The 23,123-nt window shown below is 67.1% G+C and carries 16 protein-coding genes; 9 read left to right on the plus strand and 7 right to left on the minus strand.

The genetic code is table 11. The features are described from left to right. Nucleotides 1-28 precede the first annotated feature (28 nt). The 5 genes from glgA to J2X92_RS10985 form a co-directional block, all read right to left on the minus strand. Nucleotides 29-1,510 (minus strand): glycogen synthase GlgA, encoded by a 1,482-nt coding sequence (glgA, locus tag J2X92_RS10965; RefSeq protein WP_307575628.1) that lies wholly within the window; start codon nt 1,508-1,510, stop codon nt 29-31. Between the two features lie 17 nt (nt 1,511-1,527). Continuing rightward, complete coding sequence (gene glgC, locus J2X92_RS10970) at nt 1,528-2,832, minus strand: glucose-1-phosphate adenylyltransferase (RefSeq protein WP_307575630.1); 1,305 nt, start codon at nt 2,830-2,832, stop codon at nt 1,528-1,530. 86 nt (nt 2,833-2,918) lie between these two features. After that, the gene (gene glgX / locus J2X92_RS10975) at nt 2,919-4,997 is read right to left on the minus strand and encodes a glycogen debranching protein GlgX (RefSeq protein WP_307575632.1); all 2,079 of its coding nucleotides are present in this window, start codon (nt 4,995-4,997) and stop codon (nt 2,919-2,921) included. Between the two features lie 4 nt (nt 4,998-5,001). Next, nucleotides 5,002-7,173, minus strand: coding sequence for a 1,4-alpha-glucan branching protein GlgB (glgB, locus tag J2X92_RS10980; protein WP_307575772.1), 2,172 nt, complete (start codon nt 7,171-7,173; stop codon nt 5,002-5,004). 11 nt (nt 7,174-7,184) lie between these two features. After that, entirely contained in the window at nt 7,185-8,861 is a 1,677-nt protein-coding gene (locus J2X92_RS10985; protein ID WP_307575633.1) for an alpha-amylase family glycosyl hydrolase, read from the minus strand. A 149-nt stretch (nt 8,862-9,010) separates the two neighbouring features. On the opposite strand from J2X92_RS10985, the gene J2X92_RS10990 reads away from it, so the two are divergent. Genes J2X92_RS10990 through J2X92_RS11000 form a run of 3 tightly spaced genes read left to right on the plus strand, consistent with a single transcriptional unit; the run spans nt 9,011 to nt 11,622 of the window. Further along, nucleotides 9,011-10,486: a flavin-containing monooxygenase gene (locus tag J2X92_RS10990; RefSeq protein WP_307575634.1), complete on the plus strand. Its 1,476-nt coding sequence runs from the start codon at nt 9,011-9,013 to the stop codon at nt 10,484-10,486. Nucleotides 10,487-10,513: 27 nt separating this feature from the next. After that, a complete protein-coding gene (locus J2X92_RS10995; RefSeq protein WP_307575635.1) occupies nt 10,514-11,035 on the plus strand; it encodes a CMD domain-containing protein in 522 nt (173 codons plus the stop codon). Further along, on the plus strand, nt 11,032-11,622 hold the full coding sequence (locus J2X92_RS11000) for a peroxidase-related enzyme (RefSeq protein ID WP_307575637.1): 591 nt from the start codon (nt 11,032-11,034) through the stop codon (nt 11,620-11,622). Before J2X92_RS10995 ends, J2X92_RS11000 begins: the two co-directional genes overlap by 4 nt. Nucleotides 11,623-11,631: 9 nt before the next feature. Here J2X92_RS11000 and J2X92_RS11005 read toward each other — a convergent pair whose 3' ends face one another. Further along, complete coding sequence (locus tag J2X92_RS11005) at nt 11,632-12,708, minus strand: NAD/NADP octopine/nopaline dehydrogenase family protein (RefSeq protein ID WP_307575639.1); 1,077 nt, start codon at nt 12,706-12,708, stop codon at nt 11,632-11,634. A gap of 117 nt (nt 12,709-12,825) precedes the next feature. Continuing rightward, nucleotides 12,826-13,800 carry a Bug family tripartite tricarboxylate transporter substrate binding protein gene (locus J2X92_RS11010; RefSeq protein WP_307575640.1) on the minus strand — a complete coding sequence of 325 codons (975 nt, stop codon included), beginning with the start codon at nt 13,798-13,800 and terminating at the stop codon, nt 12,826-12,828. A 123-nt stretch (nt 13,801-13,923) separates the two neighbouring features. Here J2X92_RS11010 and leuS point away from each other — a divergent pair, with 123 nt between their 5' ends. The 6 genes from leuS (at nt 13,924) to J2X92_RS11040 (ending at nt 23,113) form a co-directional block, all read left to right on the plus strand. Then, nucleotides 13,924-16,554 (plus strand): leucine--tRNA ligase, encoded by a 2,631-nt coding sequence (gene leuS, locus J2X92_RS11015; RefSeq protein WP_307575642.1) that lies wholly within the window; start codon nt 13,924-13,926, stop codon nt 16,552-16,554. A gap of 14 nt (nt 16,555-16,568) precedes the next feature. Beyond that, nucleotides 16,569-17,093, plus strand: a complete 525-nt coding sequence (locus tag J2X92_RS11020; RefSeq protein WP_307575644.1) for an LPS-assembly lipoprotein LptE — start codon at nt 16,569-16,571, stop codon at nt 17,091-17,093. A 20-nt stretch (nt 17,094-17,113) separates the two neighbouring features. Continuing rightward, nucleotides 17,114-18,202, plus strand: a complete 1,089-nt coding sequence (gene holA, locus J2X92_RS11025; RefSeq protein ID WP_307575646.1) for a DNA polymerase III subunit delta — start codon at nt 17,114-17,116, stop codon at nt 18,200-18,202. Between the two features lie 134 nt (nt 18,203-18,336). After that, nucleotides 18,337-19,629 (plus strand): glutamate-5-semialdehyde dehydrogenase, encoded by a 1,293-nt coding sequence (locus J2X92_RS11030; protein ID WP_307575648.1) that lies wholly within the window; start codon nt 18,337-18,339, stop codon nt 19,627-19,629. Between the two features lie 121 nt (nt 19,630-19,750). Then, nucleotides 19,751-21,061: a glutamate--cysteine ligase gene (gshA, locus tag J2X92_RS11035; RefSeq protein ID WP_307575650.1), complete on the plus strand. Its 1,311-nt coding sequence runs from the start codon at nt 19,751-19,753 to the stop codon at nt 21,059-21,061. A 180-nt stretch (nt 21,062-21,241) separates the two neighbouring features. Next, nucleotides 21,242-23,113, plus strand: a complete 1,872-nt coding sequence (locus J2X92_RS11040; RefSeq protein WP_307575652.1) for a potassium transporter Kup — start codon at nt 21,242-21,244, stop codon at nt 23,111-23,113. Nucleotides 23,114-23,123: the final 10 nt, after the last annotated feature.

The following is a 23,123-nucleotide window of genomic DNA, read 5'->3' on the forward strand; positions in this document are numbered from 1 at the left end:
GGTTGTGGGTTGTGCGCCTTGGCGCAAATCAGGTGCCGGCCGGCGTTAGCGCCTGCCGGTAGACCTCGATGTACTGGGCCGCCGCGGTGCCCCAGTCGGCCGGGCGGCGCATGGCAGTGCCGCGCACGCGGCGCCAGTCCGGCGCGTGCTGGTAAAGCGCGAAGGCACGCCGCAGCGCACGGCCGTAGTCCGCGTCGTCGAAGCGGTCGAAGACGAAGCCGGTGGCGTCGCCGCTGGCGATGTCTTCGAGCGTGCAGTCGACCACCGTGTCGGCCAGGCCGCCGACGCGGCGCACCAGCGGCAGGCAACCGTATTTCAGGCCATACATCTGCGTGAGGCCACAGGGTTCGAAGAGCGATGGCACCAGCGTCACGTCGCCGCCGCCGAAGAGCTGGTGCGCCAGCTTTTCGTTGTAGCCGATGGTGACGCTGACCGACTGCGGCGCCGCCGCCGCTCGCTCGCGAAAAGCATGCTCCAGCCGGGCGTCGCCGCTGCCCAGCAGGGCCAGTTGGCCGCCCTGGGCTATCAGCGCGTCGAGGCCGCCGAGCACCAGGTGCAGGCCCTTTTGTTCGGTGAGCCGACTCACGAGGATGAAGAGCGGCGCATCGGCGCGTTCGGCCAGGCCCAGCTGGTGCTGCAGCACCGCCTTGCAGCGCGCCTTGCCGGCCATGTGGCGGCCTTCGGGCGTGTGGAAGCCCTGCACCAGCGCCGCATCGGTGGCCGGATTCCACACCTTGTCGTCGACCGCATTGAGGATGCCCGTCAACGCATCGCCGCGCAGGCGCAGCAGGCCGTCGAGGCCGAAGCCCTGCTCGGGCGTCTGGATTTCGCGCGCGTAGGTCGGGCTCACGGTGGTGAGGCGGTCTGCATAGTAGAGGCCGCCCTTCATGAACGACAGCTGGCCGTGGTATTCGAGCCCGTCCATGTGGAAGGCCGGCGCGGGCAGTCCAAGGTCGACGAAGTTCCAGGGCGCGGAAATGCCCTGGTAGGCCAGGTTGTGCACGGTGAACACGCTGCCGACATGGGGCGCGCCGGCCTCGCGCGCAAAGTGCAGGTAGGCCGGCGCGAGGCCCGCATGCCAGTCGTGCGCATGCACGACCTCGGGCCGCCACGACGGATCGAGCCCTTGTGCCAGCTGAGCCGCCGCCCAGCCCAGTAGCGCGAAGCGCCGGTGGTTGTCGCCATAAGGCTGGCGCGTGGTGTCTTCGTAGGGATTGCCGGGCCGGTCGTACAGCGCCGGCGCGTCGATCACGTAGGCGGGGATCGGCGGGTTGCCGTCAATCACGATGCGGCCCTCGCGCAGCGCGAAGCGCTCGCCCCAGGGGGCATCAAACTCGGCCACCTCTGCCGGCTCGCGCAGACCGGCCAGGATGGCCGGGAAGCCCGGCAGCAGCACCCGCGCGTCCTGGCCTGCCGCCATGAGGGCGATCGGCAATGCGCCGGCCACGTCGGCAAGGCCGCCGGTCTTGAGGAGGGGGAAAAGTTCGGCGCTGACCTGGAGTATTCGCATCGTGGGGCGGTGCGGCCTCAGGCAGCCAGTCGCTTGAGCATTTCGCGCGTGACCAGCACCACGCCGGTTTCGGTGCGCTCGAAGTGCGCGGCATCGGCTTCGGCGTCCTCGCCGATCACCATGTCGTCCGGAATGACGCAGCCGCGGTCGATCACCACCCGGTTGAGCTTGCAGCCGCGGCCGACTTCCACGTCGGGCAGCAGCACGGCCTCGTTGATTTCACAGAACGAATGGATGCGCACGCCCGAGAACAGCACCGAGCTGCTGACCTTGGAGCCCGAGACGATGCAGCCGCCCGAAACGATGGTGTTGACGGTCATGCCGTGCTTGCCGTCGCGATCGAGCACGAACTTGGCCGGCGGCAGCTGCCGCTGGTACGTCCAGATGGGCCAGTCTGTGTCATAGATGTCGAGTTCGGGGGTGATCGAGGCCAGATCGAGGTTGGCTGCCCAGAATGCATCAATCGTGCCCACGTCGCGCCAGTAGGCCTTGGCGCCCGGCCCGCGCGAAGCCCGCGTGACGCACGACATGCCAAAGGGATGGGCCAGCGCGCGGCCCTGCGCCACCGCGCGCGGAATGATGTCCTTGCCGAAATCGTGGCTCGAATTCGGATTGGCGGCGTCCTCTTCGAGCAGCTGGTAGAGGTACTCGGAATCGAACACGTAGATGCCCATGCTGGCCAGCGCCACGTCGGGGTGGCCCGGCATGGCGGGCGGATCGGCCGGCTTTTCGAGAAAGGCGGTGATCTGGCGACCATCGTCGATGGCCATCACGCCAAAGGCGGTCGCTTCCATGCGTGGCACCTCGATGCAGCCGACCGTGCAGCCCAGGCCGCGCTCGGCATGGTCCTTGACCATGATCGAGTAGTCCATCTTGTAGATGTGGTCGCCGGCCAGCACGACCACGTAGTCGTGCTTGGTCGAGCGGGTCTGGATGATGTCCAGGTTCTGGAACACCGCATCGGCCGTGCCGCGGTACCAGTGCTCGTCGCCCGTGCGCTGCTGCGCGGGCAGCACGTCGACCATTTCGTTGAGCTCTGCGCGCAAAAAGCTCCAGCCGCGCTGCAGGTGGCGCATGAGCGAGTGCGACTTGTACTGCGTGACCACGGCCATGCGCCGGATGCCCGAGTTGAGGCAGTTGGAAAGCGCGAAGTCGATGATGCGGAACTTGCCGCCGAAGTACACCGCCGGCTTGGCGCGCCGGTCGGTCAGCTGCTTGAGCCGGGAGCCGCGTCCGCCGGCCAGCACCAGGGCAATGGTGCGGCGGACCAGTTGATGCGCCTGCAGGGGGGCCTGCGGCGTGCTGCTGCTGTTGTTGTCCATCTTGTGTCTCCGTTCGTTCTTCGGTTCGTTCGGGTTCGTTGTCAGGGTTTCGCGATCAGCCTAGCACCGCCTCGCGCGGCTGGCTCCTACCTTCTTGCAATCCAGAGGCTTGACCGAGGTACTTTTACCGTGCCGGCCTGGGGCGCCTGCAAAGCGGCACCGGGGTCCAGCGCGGGATCCGTCGCGACCCGGCAGTGCCAGGAGCCCGCGGGCAGCGCGAAGGAAACGGCCTCCGGTCCCGCGTTCACCAGCACCAGCCAGTCGCCCTCGCCCTTTGCTGCGGATTCGAAATGGATCGCAAGTGCCGTGCCGCCGTTCCAGTCGGCCTCTTGCATCGGTCCGCCGACGGGCCGCAGCCAGCGGATGCCCGGCGCCCCGTGCGCTGTTTCGGCCGGCCACCAGCGCGTGCTGCGCAGGGCGGGCGCTTCCCGTCGCAGAGCAATGAGCCGGGCCACGAAGGCGCTCAGGCGCGCGGCTTCGCTGGCGGGGTCGTGGGCGCCGATCCAAGCGAGCCAGGTGGTTTCGTTGTCCTGGCAATAGGCATTGTTGTTGCCCTGCTGGCTATGGCCGAGCTCGTCGCCCGCCAGCAGCATGGGCGTGCCCTGCGAGAGCAGCAGCACGGCGAGCAGCGCGCGCTGCAGCCGGCTGCGCTCGGCCTGCACGGCGGGGTCGTCGCTCGGGCCTTCGATGCCGCAGTTGTTGCCCAAGTTGTGGGCATGGCCGTCGCGGTTGTTTTCGCCGTTGGCCAGGTTGTGCTTCTGTTCATAGCTCAGCAGGTCGCGCAGCGTAAAGCCGTCATGCGCGGTGATGAAGTTGACGCTGGCCGTGGGCGCGCGGCCATGGTGGGCAAATTGCGCGCTCGACGCGGTGAAGCGGTGCGCGAAATCGCCCAGCCCGGTGGCGCCGTCGCGCCCTTGCCGAAGCCAGAAGCCGCGCTGCGTGTCGCGGTAGCGGTCGTTCCATTCGAGCCAGCCCGGCGGGAATTCACCGAGCCGGTAGCCACCCGGCCCGATGTCCCAGGGTTCCGCGATCAGCAGCGTGCGCGACAGCACCGGATCTTGCGCAACGGCCGCGAAGAAGGGCGCGCGCGGATCGAAGTCGCCGCTCGCGCCGCGCCCCAGCACCGGTGCAAGATCGAATCGGAAACCGTCGACGCCAAGCTCCAAGGTCCAGTGGCGCAGGCTGTCCATCACCAGTTGCAGCACGCGCGGCTCGGCCAGGTTGAGGCAATTGCCGCAGCCGGCCCAGTTGGCATACAGGGCGCGGTCGTCGGCGCGCAGGTGGTAGTACAGCGCGTTGTCGATGCCGCGCAGCGAAAGCGTGGGGCCGAACTCGTCCGTCTCGGCGCTGTGGTTGTAGACCACGTCGATCACCAGCTCCATGCCGCGCGCATGCACCGCGTCGGCCATGGCGCGGAACTCGCTCGCCGGCGTGGTGCCGGCGCGGCCGCTCCAGTAGCGCGCCTCGGGCGCGAACCACCCGATGGTGTTGTAGCCCCAGTAGTTGCTCAGGCCCATGGCGAGCAGCCGCTGTTCGTCGGCACGGTGCTGCACCGGCATGAGGCTCAGCGTGGTGACGCCAAGGTGCTGCAGATGGTCGAGCACCACGGGCTCGGCGAGGCCTGCGTAGGTACCGCGCAGCGCGGCGGGCACCCCGGGGTGCAGCCGGGTCTGCCCGCGCACGTGCAGTTCGTAGAGCACGCGGTCTCCGGCCGCGATGCGGGCATGGCCCGGTGCGGCTGGACCGTTGCCGGCCGCCGCCACGCGGGCCTTGAGCGCCACGGCGCCGTTGTCGCGCGTGTTCCGCTGGTACGGATCGGCAGCGTCGTGCCCCAGGAACAGGTCGCTGCCGTCATACGTGCCTACGATCTCGCGCGCATAGGGGTCGAGCAGCACGCGGGCGGAGTTGAAGCGCTGCCCCGCGTGCGGCGCCCACGGGCCGTGCACCCGAAAGCCATAGACCAGCCCGGCGCGTCCGCTCGGCAACAGGCCGTGACAGACGCCGTCTGTACAAGCGGGCAGCCGGATGCGTTGCTGCTCGTGCTGGCCCGTGCCGTCGAACAGGCAGAGCTCGACAGCCTCGGCGTTCGGCGCAACGAGCGCGAAGTTCACGCCATTCGGCGAGAGCGTCGCGCCAAGCGGAAAGGGAGAACCCGTGTTCAGCATCGCGTCAAGCCAGCACCCACATCACGGTCGCCAGCGGTGGCACGCTGATGGAAATCGAATGGTCCTTGCCGTGCCACGGGCCCGGCGAGCTCTGGACCACGCCATTGCCCACGCCGCTGCCGCCATACACCGCGCCATCGGTGTTGATGGCCTCGCGGTACGCGCCGGCGGCAGGCACGCCGAGCTTGTAGGCGTGCCGCGGCAGGGGCGTGAAATTGCACACCGCCACCACGAAGGAGCCGTCGCGCGCCTTTCGCACGAAGGCGAACACCGACTGCTGCCAGTCGTCGTGCACGATCCATTCGAAGCCAGCCCTTTCGGTGTCCAGCTCGTACAGCGCGGGGAAGTGCCGGTACACGTTGTTCAGGTCGCGCACCAGCCGCCGCACGCCCTGGTGCGACGCGTGCTCCAGCAGGTGCCAGTCGAGGCTGCGGTCGGCGTTCCATTCCGCGCCCTGGGCGAATTCGCTCCCCATGAACAGCAGTTTCTTTCCGGGGTAGGCCCAGAGGTAGCCGTAGAGGTTGCGCAGCCCCGCGTACTTTTGCCACTCGTCGCCAGGCATCCGCCCCAGCATCGAACCCTTGCCGTGCACGACCTCGTCGTGCGAAAGCGGCAGCACGAAGTTCTCGCTGTGCGCATACATGAGCCCGAAGGTGATCTGCTGGTGATGGTGCTTGCGGTGGACCGGGTCGGTGCCGGCATAGGCCAGCGTGTCGTTCATCCAGCCCATGTTCCACTTGTAGTGAAAGCCAAGGCCGCCGTCTTCGGGCGGCCGTGTCACGCCGGGGAAACTGGTCGACTCCTCGGCCAGCGTGACGGCGCCCGGGCGCTCCACGCCCACCACGCGGTTCATGCGCCGCAAGAAGTCGATGGCCTCGAGGTTCTCGCGCCCGCCATAGGCGTTGGGCACCCATTCGCCGGGCTTGCGGCTGTAGTCGCGGTAGAGCATGGAAGCCACCGCATCGACGCGCAGGCCATCCACGCCATAGCGTTCGAGCCAGTACAGCGCATTGCCGACCAGGTAGTTGCGCACCTCCGTGCGGCCGTAGTTGAAGATGAGCGTCTTCCAGTCGTTGTGGAAGCCTTCGCGAGGGTCGGCGTATTCGTAGAGCGCGGTGCCGTCGAAGCGGCCGAGGCCGTGCGCATCGGTGGGAAAGTGCGCGGGCACCCAGTCCAGGATCACGCCCAGCCCCGCGGCATGCGCGGTTTCGACGAAATGGCGAAAGTCGCCCGGCGTTCCGAAGCGCGAGGTCGGGGCATACAGGCCGATGGGCTGGTAGCCCCACGAGCCGTCGAACGGATGTTCGCTCACCGGCAGCAGCTCGATGTGCGTGAAGCCCATGTCGCGCGCATAGGGCACGAGCTGGTCGGCCAGCTCGCGGTAGTCCAGCCATTCATGGCCGTTCTTGCGCCGCCACGAGCCAAGGTGCACTTCGTAGATGCTCATCGGCGCATGGCGGCCGTTGGCGGCGGCGCGCCCGGGCGGCATGGCCACCGGCGCTGGCAGCGGCGCCACCACGCAGGCGGTTTCGGGCCGCAGGCGCGCGGAGAAGGCGAAGGGGTCGGCCTTGCGCAGCACCTCGCCCTCCGCCGAGAGAATCTCGAATTCGTAGCTGTCGCCTGTGGCCACCTGCGGCGCAAAGATTTCCCACACGCCGCATTCACGGCGCAGCCGCATCATGTGGCGCCGGCCGTCCCAGTTGTTGAAGTCTCCGACCACCGACACGCGCCGCGCATTGGGCGCCCAGACCGCAAAGGCCACTCCCTTCACGCCGTCGATCTCGCGCAGATGCGCGCCCAGCCGCTCCCAGGGCCGCAGGTGCGTGCCCTCCGCCAGCAGCCACACGTCCGTTTCGCCGAGCACGAAAGGAAAGCGGTAGGGGTCGTCGAGCCGCGAGGTGTGCGTGCCCCAGTCGACCTGAAACGAATAGCCCAGAAGCGCCTCGGCCGCCGGCACAAGACCCGTGAACAGGTCGGAGCCTTCATGCCGCGACAGCACGGACAGCGGCCAGCCCGTGCGCGTGTGCATCACGGCCACGCTCTGCGCGCCCGGCAAGAGCGCGCGCACCTCCAACCCGTCGCGTGTCTCGTGAGGACCCAGCACCGCGAACGGGTCGCCATGCTCGGCGCGCATCAGCGCGTGGACTTCGCGTTCGGGCAGTTCCATCGGGGGCATGTCCTTCAAATCTATTCTTGTTCGCCAGTGGGTCGGCCGAAAAAGACGCCATAGGGCGCGAGCCTCAGCATGCGCCTTTTTTCGCCATCGGCCTGCACGCGCGCGTCGGCCGACGGCGGATGCGGATGGCCCGGCAGCGGTTCGAGCGGCTCGCGCAGCGCGACGGACACGGACTCGCCCCCAAGGTTGAAGATCGCCTGCAGCGACCGGTTCCCGTCGCGCCGCTCGAACCACAGTACCGGCTCGGGCGCATCGAAGAAAGCGATGCTGCCCGTGCGCAGCAGCGGCTGGCTGCGGCGCCAGCGCAGCAGCGCACGGCTGAATGCGAGCATCGAGTCGGGGTCGCTGGTCTGGCGATCGACGGCCAGCGGCAAGTGGCGGCCGTGGACCGGCAGCCACGGCCCGCCGGTCGTGAAGCCGGCGTGCAGCTCGTCTGCCTTCCAGGGCATGGGCGTGCGGCAGCCGTCGCGGCCCTTGAACTCGGGCCAGAACGCGCGGCCATACGGGTCTTGCAGCAGTTCGAACGGCACCTCGGCCTCGGGCAGGCCCAGTTCCTCGCCCTGGTAGATGCTGGCGCTGCCGCGCAGCGTGAGCAGCAGCGTGAGCCAGAGCCGGTCGCGCCGGGTGTCTTCGGGCGCACCGCCGCTCCAGCGCGTGGCCACGCGCGGCACGTCGTGGTTGGATACGGCCCAGCAGCCCCAGCCGCCCGTGGGCGCGAGGGCATGGTCGAGCGTCTCGACCTGGTGGCGCAGATGGCTGGCGCTGTGCTCGGCCGTCAGCAGGCTGAAGCTGTAGGCCAGGTGCAGGCGTTTGCCCAGCTCGGTGTACTGCGCCATGACGGGCGGCGCATTCTCGTCGCCCACTTCGCCGAGCGCGACGGCGCCGTAGCCGTCTAGGAGCTGGCGCAGGCTTTCGAGAAAGAGCAAGTTCTCCGTCTGGCTCTTGTCGTACAGGTGCTGCTGCATCGCGTAGGGGTTGTCGGCCCGCACGGTGCTCACTTCATCGACTAGCGCGGCAGTGGCCGGCGGGTTGTCGCGCAAGAGCGCATCGTGAAACTGGTGGTTGCAAGCATCGAAGCGGAAGCCGTCCACGCCGCGTTCGCACCAGAAGCGCACTTCGCCGAGCAATGCTTCCTGCACCTCGGCGCAATGAAAGTTGAGGTCTGGCTGTTCCTTGAGGAAGCTGTGCAGGTAGTACTGCCGGCGGCGCGAATCCCATTGCCAGGCCGAGCCGCCGAACACCGAGAGCCAGTTGGTGGGCGGCGTGCCGTCGGGTCGCGCATCGGCCCACACGTACCAGTCGGCCTTGGGGTTGTCGCGGCTCGAGCGGCTTTCGGCGAACCAGGCGTGCTCGTCGGAGGTGTGCGAGAGCACCTGGTCGATGATGATCTTCAGGTCCAGCGCATGGGCGCGCGCCAGCATCTCGTCGAAATCGGACAAGGTGCCGAAGATCGGGTCGACGTCGCGGTAGTCGGACACGTCGTAGCCGAAGTCCTTCATCGGCGAGCGAAAGAAGGGCGACACCCAGATCGCATCGACCCCCAGGCCGGCGACGTGCTCGAGCCGTGAGGTGATGCCGGGAAGGTCGCCGATCCCATCGCCGTTGCTGTCCATGAAGCTGCGCGGGTAGATCTGGTAGATCACCGCGCCGCGCCACCATTCGCTGTTGCTGCCGTGATTGCTGCGCATGCTGTCCCTGTGGTCTGAAAATCATTGTGGCATGCGAGATCCGGGCCTGATCCATGCAAGGCCCGGCCGGCGTTCCCCAAAAAAGCTTTCTACACTGGGCGCGGGTTTTCAAAAATGTGAACCCTGGCTTTCAGTTCCGCTTTCGCAAGATGACAACCGACTCCGCTTCCCCCGCACTTTCTCCATCGCCAGAAGGCCTTGCCGTGCTCGAACAGCGGCTTGCCAAGGATCTGGAGTGCCTCGGCTGGCCCGCGCGCGCCTGGCTGCCCGTTTGCGAGCACGCGGGCCAGCCGGTGCTGGACGTGGCCATCATCGGCGGCGGGCAGGCGGGCCTGGCGGCTGCCGCGGCCCTGGCGCAGCAAGGCATCCGGGCCGTGGTTTTCGACCGCTCGCCGGCGGGCAACGAAGGCCCGTGGGCGACCACGGCGCGCATGGAAACCCTGCGTTCCCCCAAGGAATTGACCGGGCCTGCGCTGGGCCTGCCCGCGCTGACCTTCCGCGCATGGTTCGAGGCCCAGTTCGGCGCCGAAGCCTGGGAGGCGATGGACAAGATTCCGCGCCTGCAGTGGATGGACTATCTGTCCTGGTACCGGCGCGTGATGAACGTGGACGTGCGCAACGACACCGCCGTCACCGCGATTCGTCCGCTGCCCGATGCGGCGCTGGTGCGGCTGGATCTGCGCACGCCCACCGGAACGCAGCGCGTACTGGCGCGCCGCGTCGTTCTGGCCACAGGCCGCGACGGGCTTGGCGGCCCCGCCGTTCCCGCCTTCGTCAACGCGCTGCCGCGTTCGCAATGGGCGCACTCGTCTGACGCCATGGACTACGGCAAGCTCGCCGGGCTGCGCGTGGGCGTGATCGGCGCGGGGTCGTCGGCCATGGACAGCGCAGCCACCGCACTCGAATGCGGTGCGCACAGTGTCGAGCTGCTGATCCGCCGGCCCGACCTGCCGCGCGTCAACAAGGGCAAGGGTGCCGGCGTGCCGGGCCTGACGCAGGGCCATTACGACCTGCCCGATGCGTTCAAATGGCGCATCCGCCACTACATCAACGTGGCCAACGTGCCGCCGCCGCATGGCAGCACGCTTCGCGTCTCGCGGTTCCCGAACGCGTTCTTCAACTTCGGCTGCCCCGTGCTCTCAATCGAGCCGCAGGGCACGTCGATGCGCGTGGCCACACCCAAGGGCGAGTTCGTGTTCGACTTCCTCATTGTTTCGACTGGTTTCAAGGTCGACTGGAACAGCCGTCCCGAGTTCGACGTCATCGCACCGCACGTGCGCACGTGGAAGGACCGCTTCGTGCCGGCGCCCGGTGACGAAGACCAGGAGCTGGCCGATTCGCCCGATCTCGGGCCGGCGTTCGAATTCCAGCCGCGCGCGGCGGGCAAATGCCCGGGGCTCGACCGCATCCATTGCTTCTGCTACCCCGCGGCGCTGTCGCACGGCACGGTGTCGGGCGACATTCCCGCCATCAGCGAAGGCGCCAGGCGGCTCGCAGGCGGCATGGCCAGCCTGTTCTACCGCGAAGACTTCGAGCATCACTTTGCCAACCTCGAGGCCTACAGCGAGCCCGAACTGTTCGGCGACGAATGGGTGCCCGCACCGCCGCCAGACGAACGGACCTGAATTGCAGACCCTCATTTTTCGAAGCGCATGACAACTTCCTACAACCCATCTCCTCCGCTCGACGTGATCGACGCCACGGTGCCCCTGGCGCCGAGCCAGGCCACCCGCACGCTGCGGCTGCAGCGCGACAAGGTCGTGGCGGCCACGCAGGGCAGCTACGACGCGATGTTTTCGCCCTCGGTCGAGGGCCTGTCCGTCGCCGAACGCCTGCTGGTCGCGCTGCACGCCTGCAGCGTCTCCAAAGCCGCGACGCTTGCCGCGCATTACCGCGAGCGCTTGCTGGCCGAGGGCGCGGACCGCGAGCTGGTCGCGGCCGTGGGAAGCGGCGCCCCGGTGGCGGATGCGCGGCTGCGCACGGTGCTGGCATTCACTGCCAGTCTGATCGAGCGTCCCATCGAGGGCGACAAGGCCTCGGTCGACGCGCTGGCCGAGGCGGGGCTTTCGACGCCCGCCATCGTCGCGCTGGGTCAGCTGATCGCCTTCTTGTCCTACCAGATCCGAGTGGTCGCGGGTCTGCAGGCGCTGGCCGCCGCGGAGGTATCGCCATGACCACGCCAATCCGCATCAAGGGCTTCACCAACGAGGTGCTGAGCTGGAAGCCCTGGCTCGACCCAGTCGACGTCGGCACGGCCACGCCGGCCCAGCTGGCTGCGCTCGACGAAATGAGCCCGCAGGCGCGCACCTCGCCCTATTTCCTGGTGCTGGCGCACCAGCCCGAAATGCTGCTGCAGCGCTCGATCGCCTTCAACGCGATCATGTTCGCGCCGGGCGGCATGCCGCGGGCCGAACGCGAGCTGGGCGCCACGGTGGAGTCGCGCGTCAATGGCTGCGTGTACTGCGCCTCGGTGCATGCGCAACGCTTCGAGCAGCTTGCGAAGCGCAACGACGTGATCTCCCAGGTGTTCGAGGAGCCGGCTTCCGCGGGCACCACGGCGCGCGAGAAAGTGATCGTCGAATTTTCGATTCGCCTCGGCGCCGAGCCCGGCAAGGTGTCGGCCGATGACGTCCGCATGCTGAAGGAAGTGGGCCTGGCCGAGCTCGAGATCCTCGACCTGATCCATTCGGTGGCACTCTTTGCCTGGGCCAACCGCCTGATGCTCAACCTGGGCGAGCCGGTCTTTCCGGCAGCCGCCTGAGCCTCGACGTCACAGGCGGGCGAGCAGCCCGGCGATTGTTTCATTCGCCAGGCCGAGCGGCGCCAGCAGGTCGTTCTGCTCCCGGTAGTCGATGCCGTTGACCAGCGAGGCGGCATCCACGATGGTGCGCGTCGCGGGCGTCGGCACGCCGGCGATCAACCCCAGCGCTTCCACGAAGGCGAGACCGTAGGGCATGTCCTCGGACACAAAGCGGGTGTCGGTGCTCACCGGACCGGGTGGGCCGCCGCGCTTCGCATGCAGTTCGGCCGCAATGTCTTCGAGCCGCGTCGACGTGGTGCCAAAGGAGCGCGCAAAGTGCTCCTCGATCGGCCCGAGTTCAATGCCAAAGGCTTGAGCCACGGCGCGCCGTTCCAGGTCCAGCGCCTCGATTGCGCGGGATACCCCGGGCGTCATGCAGTGGTACTGCGGCCAGTTTTCGGCGCGTTCGATGCGGGTCCAGTTGAAGACCGCCAGCGGGCCGTGGGACTGCGGGTTGACGTTGGCCAAGGCACTGGCGAGCGTGTTGTCCTGCGCGAAGAAACTGCCGCCGAACAGCGCGGTGCACAGATCGAGCACTTTCGCAATGTCGGCGCTCGGCAGGGCGGATACGCCGACCGCCTTGCGCCGTGTCATCACCCGCACCTGCGTGGCCGACTCGCGGCGCGCGGTCAGCACCGTCGTGCCAAAGCTCGCAACCGCGATCCGCAGGCCTGCGTGCCGTGCGTTTTCGTAAAGATAGAGCGACGACAGCGAAGCCATCGAGCTGACGATCACCGCCTGCCCATCACGCAGACAGGGCAAAAGTGCATCCATCACGCGCCGGTGGCCGTTGACGGGCAGCGCGAGCAGCAGCACGTCCGAGGCATGGCAAAGCTGCGCCGCGTCGTCGGCCACTTCGACCGTGACGCTGCGTGGCAGCACGCCGCTCGCTTCAAGCGGCTGCGTGCGCAACGCCTCGGCACCCTGGCCGCCGGGCGACCAGAGCGTGACGCTATGGTCCATTTGCCGCAGCCACGCCGCGCTGCCCAGGGCAATGGCCCCGGTACCCGCGATGCCGACCCGATACAGGCCGCCCGCCACCGTCATCCTGCGGGCCCCCTTCGCGAACACCGCGGAACCGGCTCTGCCGGGCCGCCGGTGTTGCCCCCGGTGAGGGGGAGGGAGAAGCGACACAAAGTGCGCGAAGCCTGGGGGAGAGCCACGTCAATCAACTTTGATCCCGCCCTGCTTGATCACCTTGGCCCAGCGCTGGCTGTCTTCCGTGATCACCTTGCCCAGCGCCGCGCCGCCGCCACAGGTGTTCACCGCCCCAAGCTGCGCAAAGCGCTGTTTGGTTTCGGGCAGGTTGCACACCTCGACCAGCGCCGCGGAAAGCTTCTCCACGATGGCTGCCGGCATGCGTGCGGGCGCCATCACGCCGACCCACACCGGCACGTCCATACCCTTGAGGCCGGCCGCATCGGCGACCGTGGGCGGCGTGCCGAGGCTGGGCAGGGCGGCGCGCGAGAAGGTGCCGAGCACCCGGGCCTTGCCGCTCGCGACCATCGGCTCGATGGAGGCGGCGCTGGTAACGATCAGGGCCACCTGGCCGCCCAGCAGGTCGGTCAGGGCAGGTGCCGCCCCGCGGTAGGGCACGTGCAGCAGGTCCACGCCGGCCGCCTGGGCCAGCAGCGCGCCCGTGAGATGCGACACCGTGCCGTTTCCCGTGGAGGCATAGGTCACCTGCCCGGGCTTGGCCTTGGCGTCGCGCAGCACGTCGGCCAGGGTCTTGTAGGGACTTTCGGTGCGCACGGCGATCGTCATGGGCGTGTCGCCGACCAGGGCCACCGGCGCCAAGTCGTGTGCGGGGTCGTAGGGCAGCTTGGCTTGCAGATGGGGCGCGATGGTGATGGCGCCACCCGTGGCCAGCAGCACGGTGGCGCCGTCGGTCGCCTTGGCCACGGCATCGGCCGCCACGATGCCGCCTGCGCCCGCCTTGTTGTCCACGATCACCGTGCCGCCGAGTTTCTCGGTGAGCTTCGCGCCCAGGTAGCGGGCGATCACGTCCTGCGCCCCGCCGGCGGCAAAGGGCACGACGATACGCAACGGTTTGTCGTTCGCCTGCTGCGCCCTAAGGGGCGTGGCAGTGGCAAGACAGGCCGCGAGGCCCAGGGCAAGGTGTTTCCAGAGCAATTTCATGGCGTTTTTCCATCGGCGTCACTCGGCAGGCGACACGAACTGCGCGAAGACTGGGGGCAAGTCTAGTCCGGCGCGATAATCCGCCTTCCCCGGCCGCTCCGAGCCGGGCTCTGCCGAACCGTCATGAACCCCAGCTACAAACCCAGCGACGTCGAGTCCGCTGCCCAGGCGCAATGGAGCGCCGCCGATGCCTACCGCGTCACCGAGGACGCGAGCCGCAAGAAGTACTACGCCTGCTCGATGCTGCCGTACCCCAGCGGCAAGCTGCACATGGGACATGTGCGCAACTACACCATCAACGACATGCTCACGCGCTACCTGCGCATGAGTGGCTACAACGTGCTCATGCCCATGGGCTGGGACGCCTTCGGCCTGCCGGCAGAGAACGCGGCGCTCAAGAACGGCGTTCCTCCGGCCAAGTGGACCTACGAGAACATCGACTACATGCGCGGTCAGCTCCAGGCCATGGGCCTGGCGATCGACTGGAGCCGCGAGATCGCCACCTGCGATCCCTCGTACTACAAGTGGAACCAGTGGCTGTTCCTGAAGATGCTCGAAAAGGGCATTGCCTACCGCAAGACCCAGGTGGTGAACTGGGACCCGGTCGACCAGACCGTGCTGGCCAACGAGCAGGTGATCGACGGCAAGGGCTGGCGCACCGGCGCCACGGTCGAGCGCCGCGAGATCCCCGGCTACTACCTGAAGATCAGCGACTACGCCGAAGAGCTGCTCGAGCACACCCAGCACAAGCTGCCGGGGTGGCCCGAGCGCGTCAAGCTGATGCAGGAGAACTGGATTGGCAAGAGCGAAGGCGTGCGCTTCGCCTTCACGCATGAGATCAAGGACGCGAGCGGCAAGCTGATCCAGGACGGCCGCATGTACGTGTTCACCACGCGCGCCGACACCATCATGGGCGTCACCTTCTGCGCCGTGGCGCCCGAGCATCCGCTGGCCGCACATGCCGCCACGCTCGATCCGAAGGTCGCGGCCTTCATCGAGGAGTGCAAGGCCGGCGGCACCACCGAGGCCGAGCTCGCCACGCAGGAGAAGAAGGGCGTGCCCACGGGCCTGACCGTGACGCATCCGATCACCGACGAACAGGTGCCGGTGTGGGTGGGCAACTACGTGCTCATCAACTATGGCGACGGCGCCGTGATGGGCGTGCCCGCGCACGACGAGCGCGACTTCGCCTTTGCCAACAAGTACGGCATCGAGATCATCCAGGTGGTGCTGGTCGACGACGAGCCGCACTTCGACTATCACAAGTGGCAGGACTGGTACGGCGACAAGCAGCGCGGGGTGACCATCAACTCCGACAACTTCAGCGGCATGACCTACAGGGAGGCCGTGGCCGCCGTGGCGCATGCACTGAGCCAGAGGGGTTTGGGCGAGATGCAGACCACCTGGCGCCTGCGCGACTGGGGCGTGAGCCGCCAGCGCTACTGGGGCACGCCGATCCCGATCATCCATTGCGACGAACACGGCGCGGTGCCGGTCCCCGAGAAGGACCTGCCCGTGGTGCTCCCGACCGACTGCGTGCCCGACGGCTCGGGCAATCCGCTCGCCAAGCACGAAGGCTTTCACGCCGGCGTGGTGTGCCCCGTGTGCGGCAAGGCCGCGCGGCGCGAGACCGACACGATGGACACCTTTGTCGATTCGTCCTGGTACTTCATGCGCTACTGCGATCCGAAGAACGACCAGGCCATGGTCGCCGAGGGCGCCGACTACTGGATGCCGATGGACCAGTACATCGGCGGCATCGAGCACGCGATTCTTCACCTGCTGTATGCGCGCTTCTGGACCAAGGTGATGCGCGACCTGGGCCTCGTGAAAGCCGACGAGCCGTTCAGCAAGCTGCTCACGCAGGGCATGGTGCTCAACCACATCTTCTACAAGCGCAACGAGAAGGGCGGCAAAGACTACTTCCCGCCCTCGGAAGTGACACCCGCGCTCGATGCGCAAGGCCGCATCACAGGCGGCACCACTGCCGATGGCATCAAGGTCGAGTACGGCGGCGTCGGCAAGATGGGCAAGAGCGAGCGCAACGGCGTCGACCCGCAGGACCTGATCGAAAAGTACGGCGCCGACACCGCGCGCCTGTACACCATGTTCACCGCGCCGCCCGAAGCCACGCTCGAGTGGAACGACGCGGCCGTCGAAGGCAGCTATCGCTTCCTGCGCCGGGTCTGGAACTTCGGCGTCGCTCAATCCGACGTGCAGCCCGCGGCAATCAAGGGTCAGTCCTTCGGCAAGGCCGCCCAGGCGCTGCGCCGTGAAGTGCATACCGTGCTGCGCCAGGTGGATTACGACTACCAGCGCATGCAATACAACACGGTGGTGTCGGGCGCGATGAAGCTGCTCAACGCACTCGAAGGCTTCAAGCCTGACGGCAGTTCTTCCGACGCCGCCGCGCTGCGCGAAGGCTTGGGCATCCTGCTGCGCTGCCTCTATCCCGCCACGCCGCACATCGCCTACCAGCTCTGGCAGCAGCTCGGCTACGACAAGGAGTTGGGCAATCTGCTCGATGCACCCTGGCCGGTGGTCGACGTCGGCGCGCTCGAGCAGGACGAGATCGAACTCATGCTCCAGGTCAATGGCAGGCTGCGCGGCGCGCTGCGCGTGCCGGCAGGCGCCTCCAAGGCCGAGATCGAGGAACTCGCGCTGTCGTGCGACGACTTCGTCAAGTTCGCCGAAGGTGCGCCGCCCAAGCGCGTCATCGTGGTTCCCGGGCGCCTGGTCAACGTGGTCATTTGAAAAACGACAGAAGCATGAACAATCGCAACGCCTCGCTGCTGCCGCGCCGCAGCTTTCTCATGGGTGTCGCCGCGGCGGGCGCCAGTCTCGGCCTGGCCGGCTGCGGCTTCGAACTGCGCAAGGCGCCTGTGTTTGCGTTCAAGACGCTGTCGGTATCGGGCAATTCGGAACTGATCAACCGGCTGCGGCGCGAAATGCGCGCCGCGGGTACCGTCACGCTGGTGCCGGCCGCCGAGGCGCAGACCGCCGACGCGATCCTCGAGATCCTGGGCGAGAACCGCGACCGCTTCGTGATCTCGACCAATTCCTCGGGCCTGCTGCGCGAGCTGCAGCTGCAATTGCGCGTCCGCTTCAGCCTGCGCACGCCGGGCGGCAAGGTGCTGCTGGCGCCCACTGAGGTTTCGCAGACGCGCGACCTGAGCTTCAACGAAACCAACGCGCTCGCCAAGGAAGGCGAGGCCGAGCTGTTGTACCGCGACATGCAGGCCGACATCGCGCAGCAGCTGATGCGCCGCCTGGCGGCCGTCAAGGAACTCTAAGCCGAGGCCCCTGCCCTGCGATGCAACTTGCCAGCGCCCAACTGGGCTCCCATCTGCAGAAGGGGCTGAAGTCCCTCTACACGATCCACGGCGACGAGCCGCTGCTCGCGCAAGAGGCGGCGGACGCCATTCGTGCCGCGGCGCGCATGCAGGGCTATACCGAGCGCAGCTCCTACACCGCGGCCGGCGCGCACTTCGACTGGAGTGCGGTGCTGGCGGCCGGCGGCTCGCTCTCGCTCTTTGCCGACAAGCAGATCGTCGAGATCCGCATTCCCTCGGGCAAGCCCGGCAAGGACGGCAGCACCGCGCTGCAGCAGCTGGCCGAAGCGGCACAAGGCAACGACAGCACGCTCACCTTGGTGATGCTGCCGCGGCTGGACAAGGCCACGCGCACCGGCGCCTGGTTTTCGGCGCTCGAGAACAATGGCGTCACCCTGCAGGTGGACCCGATCGAACGCGCCGCGCTGCCGCAATGGATCGCGCAGCGCCTGGGTCTGCAGGGCCAGCGCGTCATGCCGGGCGACGAAGGGCAGCGCACGCTGCAGTTCTTTGCCGATCGCGTCGAAGGCAACCTGCTGGCCGCGCATCAGGAAATCCAGAAGCTCGCCTTGCTGCACCCCGCGGGCGAGCTGAGTTGGGAGCAGGTCGAAGGCGCGGTCAACAACGTGGCGCGCTATGACGTGTTCAAGTTGTCCGAGGCCGTGCTGGCGGGCAACCCGCAGCGCGTGGCGCGCATGCTCGACGGCCTGCAGGCCGAGGGCGAGGCCGAGGTGCTGGTGCACTACACGCTGGCCGAGGACATCCGCGCGCTCAAGCGTGTGAAGGACGCCATGGCCTCGGGCCGACCGCTGCCCATGGCGCTGCGCGAAAACCGCATTTGGGGTCCGCGCGAGCGCGCCTTCGAACGCGTGCTGCCGCGGCTGGACGACCGCATGCTGGCGAGGCTGCTGCGCGCCGCACATGTGGTGGACGGGATCTGCAAGGGGCTGAAGCAGCCGGATTGGCCTGCGAGCGGCTGGCAGGCGCTGCAGCGCCTGGCACTGATGCTGTGCCGCGCTTGCAGCAGCGCGGCTCTTGCTCCCTCTCCCTCCGGGAGAGGGTTGGGGTGAGGGCCGGCGGCCTTCATCACATCGCGCGTTTTCGATTGCCGCGGCCCTCACCCTAGCCCTCTCCCGGAGGGAGAGGGGACAACTCCCGAAGGGGGCAAAGCCAAGGGTTGATCCAAATGCAGGAAAATGCCGCGATGAATGCGTTCAACGTCAGCGAGCACATGCAGGCCCTGGGCCTGCAGGCAAAAGCCGCTGCATTCCTCATGGCCCGTGCGGATGCAGCTACCAAAAACAGAGCATTGAAGGCGCTGGCCCGGCGCCTGCGCGAAGCCGGCCCGGCCTTGGCCGAAGCCAACGAGAAAGACCTCTCGCGCGCCACGGCAGCCGGCCTTTCGGCGCCGATGGTCGACCGGCTCAAGCTCACGCCCAAGGTCATCGAGACCGTGGCCCTGGGCTGCGAGCAGCTGGCCGGCATGGCCGACGTGATCGGCGAGATCATCGGCATGAAGCAGCAGCCCAGCGGCATTCGCGTGGGCCAGATGCGCGTGCCGATCGGCGTCTTCGGCATGATCTACGAGAGCCGCCCCAACGTAACCATCGAGGCCGCGAGCCTCGCCATCAAGAGCGGCAACGCGGCCATCCTGCGCGGCGGCTCCGAAGCCATCGAGTCGAACAAGGCACTGGCGCTTCTGGTGTCCGGAGCGCTGTCCGAAGCCGGTCTGCCGATCGATGCGGTGCAGCTGGTGCAGACCACCGACCGCGAGGCCGTGGGCCGGCTGATCGCCATGCCCGAATTCGTGGACGTGATCATTCCGCGTGGCGGCAAGGGCCTCATCGAGCGCATCAGCCGCGATGCCAAGGTGCCGGTCATCAAGCACCTCGATGGCAACTGCCATGTGTATGTGGACGACACGGCCGAGTTCGAAATGGCGCTGCGCATCGTCGACAACGCCAAGACACAGAAATACAGCCCCTGCAACGCGGCCGAAGGCCTTTTGGTGTCAGCCGCGGTGGCGGAAGATTTCCTGCCCCGCATCGCCGCCATCTTCGCGGCCAAGGGCGTCGAGATGCGCTGCGACCCGGTCGCGGCCCGCATCCTGCGCGCGGACGACACCCTCGGCTCGGGCGCAAGAATCGTCGATGCGGTCGAGTCCGACTGGTCCGAGGAATACCTTGCCGCCGTGATCAGCATCAAGGTGGTCGAAGGGGTCGACGAGGCCATTGCGCACATCAACCGCTACTCGAGCCATCACACTGATGCCATCGTCACGCGCGACCACGTGCATGCGCAGCGTTTCCTGCGCGAGGTCGATTCGGCCAGCGTCATGGTCAATGCGAGCACCCGCTTCGCGGACGGTTTCGAGTTCGGCCTGGGGGCCGAGATCGGCATCAGCACCGACAAATTCCACGCGCGCGGACCGGTCGGCATCGAAGGGCTCACCTCGCTCAAGTACGTGGTGCTGGGGCAGGGCGAAGTGCGCAGTTGATGCCTGGAGAGCAGGCGGACTGAACCAAGTCCGCCGTACGTAGTCTTGTCATTGGGGCGGCCACCCCCAAATCCTACAATTCCGCTCTACCTTTCAAGTACAAAACCAACAAGGCCGCCGCATGGTTCCGCATCTCGTCACCGCCCTGACCGGCCCGATCAACGAACTGGAGCAGCGGGTACTCGACTCGACGCCCGCGATCGAGCGCTGGTTCCGGCTCGAATGGATGGAGCACACGCCGCCGTTCTACAGCGCGGTCGACATCCGCAACGCCGGCTTCAAGCTGGCGCCGGTCGACACCAACCTGTTCCCCGGCGGCTGGAACAATCTCACCAAAGAGATGCTGCCTCTCGCGGTGCAGGCCGCGCAGGCCGCCATCGAAAAGATCTGTCCGGAAGCGCGCAACCTGCTCGTCATTCCGGAGAACCACTCGAAGAACACCTTCTATCTCGCCAACGTCGCGCAGCTGGTGCGCATCTTCCACATGGCGGGACTCAACGTGCGCGTGGGCTCCATCGATCCGGCGATCAAGTCGCCCAAGAAGATCGAACTGCCCAACGGCGACACGGTGTGCCTGGAGCCCGTGGTGCGCAGCAAGCGCCGCCTGGGCCTGAAGAATTTCGACCCCTGCACCATCCTGCTCAACAACGAGCTGTCGGCCGGCACGCCGGGCATCCTCGAAGACTTGCACGAGCAATATTTGCTGCCGCCGCTGCACGCGGGCTGGTCGGTGCGGCGCAAGAGCAACCACCTGCACAGCTACGAAGAGCTGTCCAAGCGCTTTGGCAAACTGCTGGGCATCGATCCCTGGTTGATCAACCCCATTTATGCGCGGGGCGATAGCGTCGATTTCGCCGAAGGCCGTGGCATCGACGTGCTGACCAGCCACGTAGATGCGGTGCTGACCAAGGTCCGTCGCAAGTACAAGGAATACGGCATCAACGAAAAGCCATTCGTCGTCGTGAAGGGCGATACCGGCGCCGAAGGTCCGGGCGTGATCACGATCCACGATGCCAAGGAGGTCGAGGCCCTGGTCGGCAAGCCGCGCGGCGCTTCGTTGGGCAAGGCTGCCGGTGCGGCCAGGGAACTGCGCGAGCCAGGCGAGGTGATCGTGCAGGAAGGCGTGCTGACCAACGAGCGGGTGCACAACGGCGTGGCCGAGCCGGTGGTCTACATGATGGATCGCTACGTGGTGGGCGGCTTCTACCGCGTGCATGCCGAGCGCAATCCGGACGAGAACCTGAAATCGCCGGGCGCGAGCTTCGTGCCGCTGGCTTTTTCAGAAAGTGCGCATCTGCCGCAGCCTGGCGCCAAGCCTGGTGCGAGCGCACCGAACCGCTTCTACATGTATGGCGTGGTGGGGCGTTTGGCCATGGTGGCAGCCAGCTACGAGATGGAAGCCACCGATCCGGACGCCGAAATCTACGAATGATTTTCGGGGGCGGCTTGCGGCGGCGGCGGTCGGCGGCAAAATAGCGGCCCCACAGCAAAGGAAAGAAAAGGGCGGAAGGGAAGTGCGCAGCGACTGGACATTGATTCCACCGCTGCCGCGTCTCGATGCGTGTGACTTCCTGTTACGCGCTTGCAGCCTGCCCTTTTTCCCATCGACTTCGTGTCACCTCCCAAATCAACTTCCGCCGCCGCCTTGATCATCGGCGCCATCGGTGTCGTCTATGGCGACATCGGCACCAGCGTGCTGTATGCAGTCAAGGAAGTGTTCGGCCACGGCCACCTGCCTTTCACCGTCGAAAACGTCTACGGCATCTTGTCGATGTTCTTCTGGACGCTCACCGTCATCGTGTCGATCAAGTACGTGGTGCTGGTGCTGCGGGCCGACAACGAAGGCGAGGGCGGCCTGGTCGCGATGCTGGCGCTGGCCTCGCGCGCGGTGTCCGACAAACCCAGGCTGCGCCACGTGCTGCTGCTGGTGGGCATCTTCGGCACCTCGCTTTTCTATGGCGACGGCGTCATCACGCCGGCGATCTCGGTGCTTTCCGCTGTGGAAGGCCTCGAAGTGATATCGCCCCAATTCACGCACTACGTGCTGCCGGTCACCTTGGTGGTGCTGTTCGGCCTTTTCGTGGTGCAAAAGCGCGGCACCGCGGGCATCGGCAAGTTCTTCGGCCCGATCACCCTGGCATGGTTTCTGGCCATTGCCGTGCTCGGCGTGTCGCAGATCGTCCACCACCCCGAGATCCTCAAGTCGCTGAACCCGTGGTTCGCGCTGAAGTTCATGTGGGACAACCCAGGCACCGCCTTCATCCTGCTGGGCGCCACGGTGCTGTGCGTGACGGGGGCCGAAGCGCTTTATGCCGACTTGGGCCACTTCGGCAAGCGGCCGATCCGCGTGGCCTGGTTCACGGTCGTGATGCCCGCGCTCACGCTCAACTACTTCGGCCAGGGTGCACTGCTGCTGGAGAACCCCGAAGCCGTGAAGAACCCGTTCTTCATGATGGCGCCTGAATGGGCGCTCGTTCCGCTAGTGCTGCTGGCCACGGCGGCCACGGTCATCGCGTCTCAAGCGCTCATTACCGGCGCCTTCAGCGTCACGCGCCAGGTCATCCAGCTGGGCTACCTGCCGCGCCTGAACATCGAGCACACGAGCGTGCGCACGGCGGGGCAGATCTACATTCCGCTGGTCAACTGGGGCCTGTTCGTGGCCATCGTGCTGGCGGTGGTCATGTTCCGTTCGTCGAGCAGCCTGGCCGCGGCCTACGGCATTGCGGTGACCACCGACATGCTCATCACCACGGTGCTGACCTTCTTCGTGATCCGCTACGCGTGGAAGCTGCCGCTGGCGCTGTGCATTGCATCGACCGCGGCTTTCTTCGTGGTCGACTTCCTGTTCTTCGCATCGAACCTGCTCAAGCTGTTCGAAGGCGGCTGGTTCCCGCTGGTGATCGGCGGCGCGGTGTTCACGCTCATGATCACCTGGAAGGAAGGCCGGCGCCTGATGGGCGAGGTGCAGCGCGCCGATGCCATCGAGCTGCAGGCCTTTCTCGATTCGGTGTTCGAGAACCCGCCCGCGCGCGTGGACGGCACCGCGGTGTTCCTCACCGCAGAGCCCGGCGTGGTGCCCAACGCGCTGCTGCACAACCTGAAGCACAACAAGGTGCTGCACGAGCAGAACCTGTTCGTCACGGTGCGCAACCACGAAGTGCCCTGGATCCCGATGAACAAGCGCATCGAGATCGACGCCCTCGGCCACCATTGCTGGCAGGTCATCGTGCACTACGGTTTCAAGAACGACATCGACCTGCCGCGAGCGCTGGACAACGCGCGAATGCGCGGCTGCCAGCTGGAGCCGATGACGACCAGCTACTTTCTCTCGCGCGACGTCGTCATTCCCACGCTGGGCAGCGGCATGGCGCCGTGGCGCGAAAAGCTGTTCGCCCAGATGCACCACAACGCGAGCGGCGCCGCGGCCTTCCTCGGGCTGCCGAACAACGCGGTGGTCGAGCTCGGGTCGAAGATCGAGATCTGACGGCCGCGCC

Source organism: Variovorax paradoxus, from assembly GCF_030811855.1.
In the GTDB taxonomy this organism is placed as follows: Bacteria; Pseudomonadota; Gammaproteobacteria; order Burkholderiales; family Burkholderiaceae_C; genus Variovorax; species Variovorax paradoxus_L.

Bases quoted from the DNA above. Each gene is read 5' to 3' on its own strand.
- J2X92_RS11020 (WP_307575644.1), top strand. From the start codon at position 16,569: ATGAACAATCGCAACGCCTCGCTGCTGCCGCGCCGCAGCTTTCTCATG.
- glgB (WP_307575772.1), bottom strand. From the start codon at position 7,173: ATGCCCCCGATGGAACTGCCCGAACGCGAAGTCCACGCGCTGATGCGC.
- J2X92_RS11000 (WP_307575637.1), top strand. From the start codon at position 11,032: ATGACCACGCCAATCCGCATCAAGGGCTTCACCAACGAGGTGCTGAGC.
- J2X92_RS11005 (WP_307575639.1), bottom strand. From the start codon at position 12,708: ATGACGGTGGCGGGCGGCCTGTATCGGGTCGGCATCGCGGGTACCGGG.
- leuS (WP_307575642.1), top strand. From the start codon at position 13,924: ATGAACCCCAGCTACAAACCCAGCGACGTCGAGTCCGCTGCCCAGGCG.
- J2X92_RS11030 (WP_307575648.1), top strand. From the start codon at position 18,337: ATGAATGCGTTCAACGTCAGCGAGCACATGCAGGCCCTGGGCCTGCAG.
- gshA (WP_307575650.1), top strand. From the start codon at position 19,751: ATGGTTCCGCATCTCGTCACCGCCCTGACCGGCCCGATCAACGAACTG.
- J2X92_RS10990 (WP_307575634.1), top strand. From the start codon at position 9,011: ATGACAACCGACTCCGCTTCCCCCGCACTTTCTCCATCGCCAGAAGGC.
- J2X92_RS10985 (WP_307575633.1), bottom strand. From the start codon at position 8,861: ATGCGCAGCAATCACGGCAGCAACAGCGAATGGTGGCGCGGCGCGGTG.
- glgA (WP_307575628.1), bottom strand. From the start codon at position 1,510: ATGCGAATACTCCAGGTCAGCGCCGAACTTTTCCCCCTCCTCAAGACC.
- glgX (WP_307575632.1), bottom strand. From the start codon at position 4,997: ATGCTGAACACGGGTTCTCCCTTTCCGCTTGGCGCGACGCTCTCGCCG.
- glgC (WP_307575630.1), bottom strand. From the start codon at position 2,832: ATGGACAACAACAGCAGCAGCACGCCGCAGGCCCCCCTGCAGGCGCAT.
- holA (WP_307575646.1), top strand. From the start codon at position 17,114: ATGCAACTTGCCAGCGCCCAACTGGGCTCCCATCTGCAGAAGGGGCTG.
- J2X92_RS10995 (WP_307575635.1), top strand. From the start codon at position 10,514: ATGACAACTTCCTACAACCCATCTCCTCCGCTCGACGTGATCGACGCC.
- J2X92_RS11010 (WP_307575640.1), bottom strand. From the start codon at position 13,800: ATGAAATTGCTCTGGAAACACCTTGCCCTGGGCCTCGCGGCCTGTCTT.